Genomic DNA, 8735 nt, shown 5'->3' on the forward strand with positions numbered 1-8735 from the left:
GTGGGTGACTGCGGGGCGGGCGGTGGGGAGCTGACGGCCGTGGTCGGTGCCCTGGACCCGGTGGGTGGCGGTGCCGGTGTCGTCCGTGCCGCGTCGTCACCGCCGCCGCTGCCGCAGGCGCCGATGAGGACGAGAGCGGCGGCCGTGCCGGCCGCCCAGCGGGCCGCACGTCGTGTCGCAGGGGACATGGACTCCTCCGGGTTGCCGTGGGGCAGCCCTACCCGCACAGAGCGAAAACATCCCGGCGAGGGGCGCTATGGGTGAGCGTGCGCCCCGTCCGCCACACCGGCGTGGCGGTGCCGCCAGCCGGACGGCACGCGCCGGGCGTCCCTCAGGTGCGGGTGCCCCGCGGGCAGGTCGGCGTGCACATGGGGCGGCGGCGTCGACCACAGCCGTACCGCCGACAGCGAGGCCCCCAGGGTGATCGCGCCGAGAGCGCCCACCGCCCACCCCGGGCCTGCCGCCGCTCCGAGCCAGCCCGCCAGCGGATACGTCAGCAGCCAGCAGCCGTGCGACAGCGAGAACTGGGCGGCGAAGGCGGCCGTCCGCGCCCCGGCCGGCGCCGAACGGGTGACGAGCCGTCCGGTCGGCGTCAGCACCATCGCACAGGCGGCACCGAAGGCGGCCCACACGACGAGCAGGGCGGGCCACCGCCAGCCACCGCTGCCCGCCGTCGTGACGGCACCCAGTCCGGCGAAGACGACGACGAGCAGTCCGGCCCCGCGCAGCATCACCGTCCGGTCCGGCACCCGGTCCAGTGCCCGGGGCAGGAGCAGGGCCACGGTCATCGAACCGGCCCCGTACGCCCCGAGCGCGAGCGGCAGGGCCCCGGCCGGCAGGGCCAGCAGGTCCCGTACGTAGACGACGGAGTTGACGGTCACCATCGCGCTCGCCGCGGCCACCGCGAGGTTCAGGGCGAGCAGGGCGCGCAGTGCGGGGACGGTGCGGAACAGCCGGGCGCCCGCCGTGGCCCTGGCGTACGCGCCGCACGCCGTCGACGGGCGGGCCGGGGGCAGCGCCACGGAGACCACCAGCGCCGCCGACGCGAGGAAGCCCAGCGCGGTGCCCGTGAACAGCCAGTTGTAGGTGATGAGGGACAACAGGGCCGCCGCCAGCGCTGGGGAGAACAGGCTCTCCAGGTCGTACGCGAGCCGGGACATCGACAGTGCCCGTGTGTAGTCGCGCTCCTCGGGCAGCACGTCGGGGACGACGGCCTGGAAGGCGGGCGTGAACGCGGCCGACGCGGACTGGAGCAGGAAGACCAGGACGTACACCTGCCACACCTGGTCGACGAAGGGCAGCAGCAGGGCGACCCCGGCGCGGGTGAGGTCCGCCGACAGCATGAGGGCCCGGCGTGGCAGGCCGTCGGCCAGCGCGCCCACGGCCGGGGCGATCAGCACGTACGCGGCCATCTTGATGGCGAGCGCGGTGCCGAGTACCGAACCGGCGTCGGAGCCGGCCATGTCGTACGCCAGCAGCCCGAGGGCCACGGTCGCGAGGCCGGTGCCGACCAGGGCGACGACCTGGGCGGCGAAGAGGTGGCGATAGGTGCGGTCGCGCAGGACGGCGAGCATGCGGTCGGCTCCCTCGGCGGCACGGTCCGGGTAGGTGCCCCGAGTGTAACTGTCATGTGCGCATCTGTGCACATGATGAAGTGCACGCAGGGGATACGCGCCGGCCTCGGCACCGCGATCTCCGGCCACCCGGCCGCACCCCGGGCGGATGGCTCTAGGCTGGCCCCATGCCCGATAGCCACCCCATCTCACCTGCGGTCGATGTGCATCTGCGGGCCCCCGACAGCGCGCGGCTCGCCGAGGCGACCGGGGTGTTCGCCATGCTGTCGGACGTCACCCGGCTGCATCTGCTGTGGCTGCTCGCGCAGGGCGAGTCGGACGTCGGCTCGCTCACCGAACGCTGCGGAGCCTCCCGCACGGCGGTCAGCCAGCACCTCGGGAAGCTGCGGCTCGCCGGGCTCGTGGACACCCGCCGCGAGGGCCGCCACATCCACTACCGGCTCAGCGACGGCCATCTGCGGCGCCTGGTCCTGGAGGCGCTGAGCCACGCGGACCACCGGGTCAGCGGGACGGCACCGCACGGCTGAGCACGACAGGCCGAGGGCCCTCGCACGCCATGCGCGAAGGCTCTCGGCCGTGCGGACCGCTACTCCTGGGCGGCGCCCCGGCGGCGGACGAGGAACACCGCGGCGGCGAGAGCGACGAGGACCGCCGCGACGATGCCGGCCCAGGCGCCACCCGGCAGGCCGCCGTCATCGTCCTTCGCGGTGTCGGCCGCCTGCGGGGAGGAGCCGACGGGGCTCTCCTCGGCCGTCGGAGCCGGGGCGGCCGAAGTGCTCGCCGGGGCGCTGGGGGAGGGGCTGACGGTCCGCGCGCCGGGAGCGGCCGCCTTCAGCTTCAGGACGGGCGCCGGGTTGCCGTGCCCGTGATCGTGGCCGTCGCCGGACCCGCCCAGTTCGATCCAGCGGTCGACCTTGCCGTCGCCATACGTCTGGAGCGTCTTGAACGCCAGCTCCTTCGCCTCGGGCAACTGCCGTACCACGACCGTGAGTTCGACGTCTCCGCCGATCTTCACGGCCGGGCCCCTGACGCTGTAGCCGTCGGTGGTGGCGGCGAACCTCCAGCCCGCCGGACCCTCGCCGTAGGTCACGTCGGCGGGCTCGATGCCCTTGGGGAGGACCACGCGCAGCTCGGTGATGCCGGCGGTGGCGGACTCCGACTCGGCCACGAAGGTCAGCCGGACGTTCTCGGCGAGGGCCTGCGCGCCGGGCGACTCCACCTCGACATGGGCGGCGGCCGGAACGGCGGCCAGCAGGACGGCGGTTGTCGAGGCGGCCAGGGCAAGGGGCAGGCGCCGCGCACCGCGCGGCGAGGTGATGCGGGACATGGGTGTCTCCAGGCATGTGCGTTCAGCGGGGCGGCGGCCGTGCGGCCGGTTCCGGACCGGGGCCGGCGCCAGGTCAGTTGACGACAGCAAGCCTCGTCCTGGGAGGACCCCGCCTGACCAGCTCGTACGTGAGAAGCGGCCCGAAGACGGGCAGCCGGTCACCCTCCGGCGGTACGACCGCGACCGGCCCCCGGAGCCCCGGGGAACCGGCGTGGCGTGCGGCCCCGAGTCGGAGACGTGCGCCTACGGCGTCGAGCGCGGCCGTCAGCCCGCGGGCCAGCGCCCAGCACGCCCTGTCCGCCCGGTGCAGGAGCACGGCGGCCACCAACGCGACCAGGGCGTGGGCCACCGTCATGGCCAGGGAGTCGTGCAGCCGCCCGGACCAGGCCGCGTGGGTGTCGTGCCGGTCGTGGACATGCGAGGCGGGCGACACCCGCGGATGGCCGGTCCGCGTCAGCCACTGGTGCAGGCCCGACTGGGCGAGGACGCTCACCACGACCACCGTGACGGAACGCCGAGGGCGGCGGACGCCGGCCAGTCCCAGACCGAACAGCACGGCCGCCGCGGTCGCGCCACGCGCCCACGGCACCGGCCGCTCCGCGAGCAGTTGGTGCGCGCCTGCCCCCAACACCGTCCCGACGACGGCGAACACCGCGGCCCGCAGGACGGGCAGAGGCGGACGGGGCGTCTTCAGGGACCGGTGCATGGCCCGCTCATCATGCGGCATCGCCCGCACGGTCGGGGTCCGGCTCGGGAAAAGACGCAGGCCGCGAGGCCGACGGGGCGGGCGTCACGGGGCGGGTGCGACTGTCGCTGTCGGCGCCGACGATGACGATGACGAACCCGGGCAGGTGAACAACCTTCCCGGACCGGCCGTACCCCTGGGCAGTCGTACGCCCGGCCGCCGACGCGGCCGGGCACAGCCCGGGACCGGAAGACGGAGAGGCACGTGCCACAGCAGCCGCGGCGAGGACACACCGGCCGCACCCCCGCCACCACCCGCCTCCTGCGCGGCGCCACGCGCGCCGCAGGCCTGACCCTGTTCGCCCTCGCCACCGCCTGTGGCGGCGGCGGCCCGGACGAGGTCGCCGTGAACAGCGATCCGGCGAAGATCTCCGCCGCCCCCGCGGCCGGGGTCGTGGCCCCGGCGAAGGTCGAGGTGATCGCCGGCCTCACCGGCTGCGAGGCCGACATCCGCATCGAGGCCGACGAACTGCGCCAGGGCGCGTGCACCACCCCGGACGGCGGCTACCTCATCACCACGTTCCCGGAGGAGAAGCTCAAGGAGACCTGGCTGGACTCCGCGAGCGTGTACGGCGGCACGTACCTGGTCGGCACCCGCTGGGTGGTCAGCGCCGAGCCCGGGATGCTGGAGAAGTTCCGCGGCAAACTCGGCGGGGAGGTACGGGAGTTGAAGGGCATCGGCCCGCAACCGGGCGCCAGCGCGTCGTAACGGATGCGGACCGGTCGGGCCCGTAACGGATGCCGACCGGTCGGGCCCGTATGGGATGCCGACCGGTCGGGATCGCGGTGGATGCGGACCGGTCAGGCCCGCAGCGGATTGGCGCGGGCCGCCGCCAGCAGGTACCAGGCGGTGGCGCCGGTGTGCCGGTACGGGTAGTAACCGAAGCCGAAACCGGTGTCGAGCGGGCTGCTCGCCGAGACGACCCCGGAGCCGGCGGCGACCGGCGTGCCCCCGAGGGTCTGGCCGCCGCCGAGCAGAACCTGCGCCCGCTCGACCGAGCTGAGCAGCCGGCGGGCGCGGGCCTCGTCGCCCGGGGCGTGCCGGTCGCGCAGGGCGAGCGCCAGATGGGCCGTGCCCTCGAACCACACGCCGTTGCGGTCCGGCCTGGGCTGCCCGTCGGCGATCGGCGTGTCCTCGTTCGCGAGGAGACTCGCGGAACTGAAGGTGACCCCCTCGTACGACTGACCCGCCGGAACCGTGCTGTTGCGCCGGTCCGCCGAGTCCAGGACGGCCAGTTCGGTCCGGGCCCAGTCCAGTGACCGGGAGTACGTGCGGGAGGAGAGCGCCAGGTGGGTCCAGGTCTGGGTGTCCTCCGGGACCGGGGACCTGTTGACCGTGACACCGTCATTAGTGCCGGTGTAGAAGAAGCCGCCGGACGGCTCCCACATGGCCTCGACGAAGGCCACGGCCCGTCCTCGCCGCGCCCACCACACCCGGTCCCCGGTGAGCCGGGCGAGCCGCCCGAAGAGGCAGACCAGGTCGGTGTTGTGCTCGGTCGAGCTGAACGGCAGCCGCTCGTCGGCCCCGTTCACGCCGAAGGTGTAGCCGCCGAGGGGCTGGTCGGTACGGCCGACGCGGTCGATCCACGCGCCGATCCGCACGGCACCCTGGAGGAAGCGGTCACGGCCGGTCCGCTTGGCGAGCGCGGCGAGCGCGATACCGGCCCAGGCCATGTCGCCCACGGCCGTTCCCGTGAAACCGAACTGCGTGCCCACGTTGGCCGTGCCGTCCGCCCGCACGAACCCGTCCGGTTGCGGCGAACCGTCGTAGAAGGTGTACGGCCCCACGTTGTAGGCCTGCCGCAGCCGGCCGTCGTCGTACACCGGGTCATGGCTCTGCGCGTACAGCAGGGCGTCGCCGAGAGCCATGGCACGGGACAGTCCGTCCGCGGTGCGGGACGCCAACGCCGCGAGAACGGCCAGGGCGTTGTCGTAGGTGAAAGCCGTGCTGAACAGGCCGGCCTGGTCGGTGTAGCTCTGCGCGAGCCGGACGGTGCCGGTTTGCGGATAGGCGTCCATGGCGGCGGCGAGGAAGGCGTACGCCCGCCGCTCCGGAGAAGCCGGCGCCGCCGCCTGGGCCACGCCTGCCCCGCCCACGGTGAGCACGGCCGCACCGACACCGAGGCCGGTCCCGATGAGCGCACGACGACTGAACGCCGGGCCTTGGCTGCCGGTCATGGATCTCCTTGAGGGGTGCGGGGGCATCGGAGAGCGAGAGTGGTGAGAGCGCTCTCAAAGGGAGTGCGGAGTCATTCTGCTGTGGGCTCCTGGCCGGGTCAACGCCGAAGCCGGGAACAGTTGTTGAGCACCGGGGGTGGCCGCGCGTCCGGCACGGTGGGAGGGCCGGGCCGGGCGGATCGGTGCCACGAATTCACAATGTGCCGCACCACCGCCGCGTGGTGGGATACGCCGTATGGACGACGACCCGCTGCGCACCCGCATCGAGCAGTACTACGCCAGCGTGCCCCTGCTGTTCTCCGACGCCGAGGAGTACGGCCCGCTGCGGCTGTTCGTACGCAAGGAGCCGGGTGCGCCGTACTACGGCGGCCCCGGTCACGCCCAGCCCGTCGGGGGCACTCCTGTCGGTACCGAGGACATCGAACGGGTGCGCGCGAGGCAGCGTGAACTCGGCGTGCCGCAGGCCTTCGAGTGGCTGGCCGAGGCGGCGCCCGCGCTGCGCGCGCGGATCGAGGCGGCCGGACTGCCGGTGCTGGAACGGCCGTTGATGACGCTCGATCAGCATCATGCCGTCGCCCCACAGCCGTTGCCCGACGGGGTGAGCGTGCGCACGCTGGCGGCCGACGACCCCGCGCTCGCGGCCGCGCTCGCCCTGCCCCGCCTCGCCTTCGCCGAGCCGGGAACACGGCGGAGCGGCGCCGGCCCGGAGGAACTGCGCGACGTCGCCGCGGAGTTGACCGCGGACGGCACCGTGAAAACAGTCCGTCCCACCCTTGCCGCCGGACACAAGACGCTCGTCGCCGCCCTCGCCGACGACGGCACTCCCCTGGCCGTCGGCCACTACCACCCGGCGGGCGGCACCACCGAGATCGGCGGCATCGGCACCCTGCCCACCGCGCGCCGGCAGGGACTGGCCGCGGCCGTAACGACAGCCCTGGTCACCCACGCCCGCGCACACGGCGTCCACACCGTCTTCCTCGCCCACGCCGACGAGGCCGTCGCCCGCCTCTACGCCCGCCTGGGCTTCCGCCCGGCCGGCACCACCCTCCTGATCGCCGACCAGCCGGCACGTTCGTAGCGTCGTCGTACCCCGCTCAACGGCAGAGCACGGCGAGCACGCCGGGGCTTGATCGCCCCCTCCCTCATGACGCATGCTGCCTCCCGGCGGTCAGGTGAGCGAATCGGTGAGCCGGGAGGCATGCGGTGGACGACGGCGTCGCGCGGACGATGTGGGCACGGTTCGAACTGGTCCACGACCTGGTCTACTTCGCCCCCGAGGCGCACCTCGCAGCCGCCGAGGTCGGCCTGCGCGGCTTCTGGATGGGCTACTTCGCGTTCCGCGCGGCGCCCCTCGGCCCCGTTCCCGCCTCCGTCGTCACCAGTTCCTTCTACGTCTTCCACCCCGACCGCGTGGCACGCGCCGTACCCGACGCCTGGGGATACGCCGGTCCGGCCTACGTCCTCGCGGCGCGCGAGCGGGCCATGGACGCCGCGATGACCCGCGTCTTCGGGGCGGACACGGTCGGTGCCGCCGAGATGGCCGAGGCGGCCGACCTCGCCTGGGAGGCGGCGCAGGCCGCGGACACGGCCGGACGCGTCCTCGGCGCCGCCAACCAGGCCCTGCCGCGTCCGGCACAGCCGCACGTCAGGCTCTGGCAGGCGCTCACCACCCTGCGCGAACACCGCGGCGACGGACACATCGCCGTGCTCGTCGGCCACGGCCTGGGCCCCGTCGAGGCCATGGCGCTGAAGTGCGCGGCGGGGGAGTCGGACGAGGAACTGCTGCGGCAGACCCGCAAGTGGGACCTCGCGGCATGGCGGGCGGCACAGGCCGGGCTGAGCGACCGCGGCTGGCTCACCGACGACGGCCGGCTGACCCCCGCCGGGACGGCGGCCCACACGTCCGTCGAGGCCGCTACGGACACCGCGGCGGCCGCCCCCTGGACCACCCTGGGCCCCGACGCCACGTCCCGCCTCGGCCACCTCCTCGCACCCCTGGCCCGCACAGTCCGCGAGTCGGGCCTCCTCCCGGACGGCAACCCGGTGGGGCTCCCCGAGGCGACGCCGGAGGCCGACGGCGAAGCGGTGACGCTGGGCGGTCCTCCCGCCTGAGCGGGGCGGGCCGGTGTCGGCGAGCTTCCGGCGGAGCCGCCCGCTCCTGGTGACCGTGGCACTGTGCCCTGGTGCCCTGGTGCCCTGGTGCCCTGGTGCCCTGGTGCCTGGCACCTCGAATGGCCGTCGAGGGCCTGAGCGGTCTGGACGATCTCACGTGGTCCAGGTGATCGGCGGGTCCGGGCGGGTCCACGTGGTGTCGGAGGCCGTCCCCACCCGGCGCGACGTCGCCCGCCCCCTCTCAGTACCCTCCGAGGTATGCGGATCTCCGTTTCCTCCGACATGGACGAGCCCGTCGCCCGCGCGCTCGTCGCCGAGCTGCGCGGGCGTGGTCACGACGTGGTGCCGCACGGCGCTCTGCGGCCCGGCTCGGATTGCCGGTGGGCGGTCTGCTCGGAGGCGGCGGCCCGCGAGGTGGCCGACGGCACCTCGGAGCAGGCCGTGGTGTGCTGCTGGACCGGCACGGGCGCCTCCATCGCCGCGAACAAGGTGCCCGGCGTCCGCGCGGCCCTGTGCGCCGACGCCGCTACGGCCGACGGCGCCCGCCGCTGGAACGACGCGAACGTCCTCGCCCTCAGCCTGCGCCTGACCTCCGAGCCGCTGCTGAAGGAGATCCTCGACGCCTGGTTCGCCGCCGAGGCCGGCGAGGACGCCGAGGACCGGGCCAACGTCCTGCATGTCGACCGCATCGGACGGGACGGGGACGCGCCGGTCTCGTGACGACCGCCGCCGACGCCCGCCGCAGGGGAAGCCGGCCCCGGATCCGGCAGTAGGCCCAGCCCCTCCGAGGGCCCAGCCCC

Annotated in this window: 9 protein-coding genes and 1 pseudogene; 5 read left to right on the forward strand and 5 right to left on the reverse strand. The window is 74.5% G+C overall.

Going from position 1 to position 8735, the window contains the following annotated elements:
• Both P1P75_RS36720 and P1P75_RS36725 read right to left on the reverse strand, forming a co-directional pair.
• Positions 1–188, reverse strand: a pseudogene (locus P1P75_RS36720) (hypothetical protein); the annotation flags it as partial.
• Positions 189–254: 66 nt separating this feature from the next.
• Complete coding sequence (locus P1P75_RS36725) at positions 255–1574, reverse strand: MFS transporter (RefSeq protein WP_319263622.1); 1320 nt, start codon at positions 1572–1574, stop codon at positions 255–257.
• Between the two features lie 167 nt (positions 1575–1741).
• Here P1P75_RS36725 and P1P75_RS36730 point away from each other — a divergent pair, with 167 nt between their 5' ends.
• Positions 1742–2101, forward strand: a complete 360-nt coding sequence (locus tag P1P75_RS36730) for a metalloregulator ArsR/SmtB family transcription factor (protein ID WP_319263624.1) — start codon at positions 1742–1744, stop codon at positions 2099–2101.
• A gap of 59 nt (positions 2102–2160) precedes the next feature.
• Here P1P75_RS36730 and P1P75_RS36735 read toward each other — a convergent pair whose 3' ends face one another.
• Both P1P75_RS36735 and P1P75_RS36740 read right to left on the reverse strand, forming a co-directional pair.
• Positions 2161–2901 (reverse strand): DUF1775 domain-containing protein, encoded by a 741-nt coding sequence (locus tag P1P75_RS36735; protein WP_319263626.1) that lies wholly within the window; start codon positions 2899–2901, stop codon positions 2161–2163.
• Between the two features lie 73 nt (positions 2902–2974).
• Complete coding sequence (locus P1P75_RS36740) at positions 2975–3628, reverse strand: hypothetical protein (protein WP_319263628.1); 654 nt, start codon at positions 3626–3628, stop codon at positions 2975–2977.
• A gap of 222 nt (positions 3629–3850) precedes the next feature.
• On the opposite strand from P1P75_RS36740, the gene P1P75_RS36745 reads away from it, so the two are divergent.
• On the forward strand, positions 3851–4354 hold the full coding sequence (locus P1P75_RS36745) for a hypothetical protein (protein ID WP_319263630.1): 504 nt from the start codon (positions 3851–3853) through the stop codon (positions 4352–4354).
• Between the two features lie 92 nt (positions 4355–4446).
• On the opposite strand, the gene P1P75_RS36750 is transcribed toward P1P75_RS36745, so the two are convergent.
• The gene (locus P1P75_RS36750) at positions 4447–5823 is read right to left on the reverse strand and encodes a Tat pathway signal sequence domain protein (protein ID WP_319263632.1); all 1377 of its coding nucleotides are present in this window, start codon (positions 5821–5823) and stop codon (positions 4447–4449) included.
• A gap of 235 nt (positions 5824–6058) precedes the next feature.
• On the opposite strand from P1P75_RS36750, the gene P1P75_RS36755 reads away from it, so the two are divergent.
• The 3 genes from P1P75_RS36755 to P1P75_RS36765 all read left to right on the forward strand — a co-directional run bounded on the left by P1P75_RS36755 (position 6059) and on the right by P1P75_RS36765 (position 8655).
• Positions 6059–6901, forward strand: a complete 843-nt coding sequence (locus P1P75_RS36755) for a GNAT family N-acetyltransferase (RefSeq protein WP_319263634.1) — start codon at positions 6059–6061, stop codon at positions 6899–6901.
• A gap of 125 nt (positions 6902–7026) precedes the next feature.
• Entirely contained in the window at positions 7027–7935 is a 909-nt protein-coding gene (locus P1P75_RS36760) for a hypothetical protein (RefSeq protein WP_319263636.1), read from the forward strand.
• 258 nt (positions 7936–8193) lie between these two features.
• Entirely contained in the window at positions 8194–8655 is a 462-nt protein-coding gene (locus tag P1P75_RS36765) for an RpiB/LacA/LacB family sugar-phosphate isomerase (RefSeq protein WP_319263638.1), read from the forward strand.
• The last annotated feature ends 80 nt before the right edge of the window (positions 8656–8735 follow it).

The sequence above is a fragment of the Streptomyces sp. ID05-39B genome (assembly GCF_033794725.1).
Lineage (GTDB): Bacteria > Actinomycetota > Actinomycetes > Streptomycetales > Streptomycetaceae > Streptomyces > Streptomyces bobili.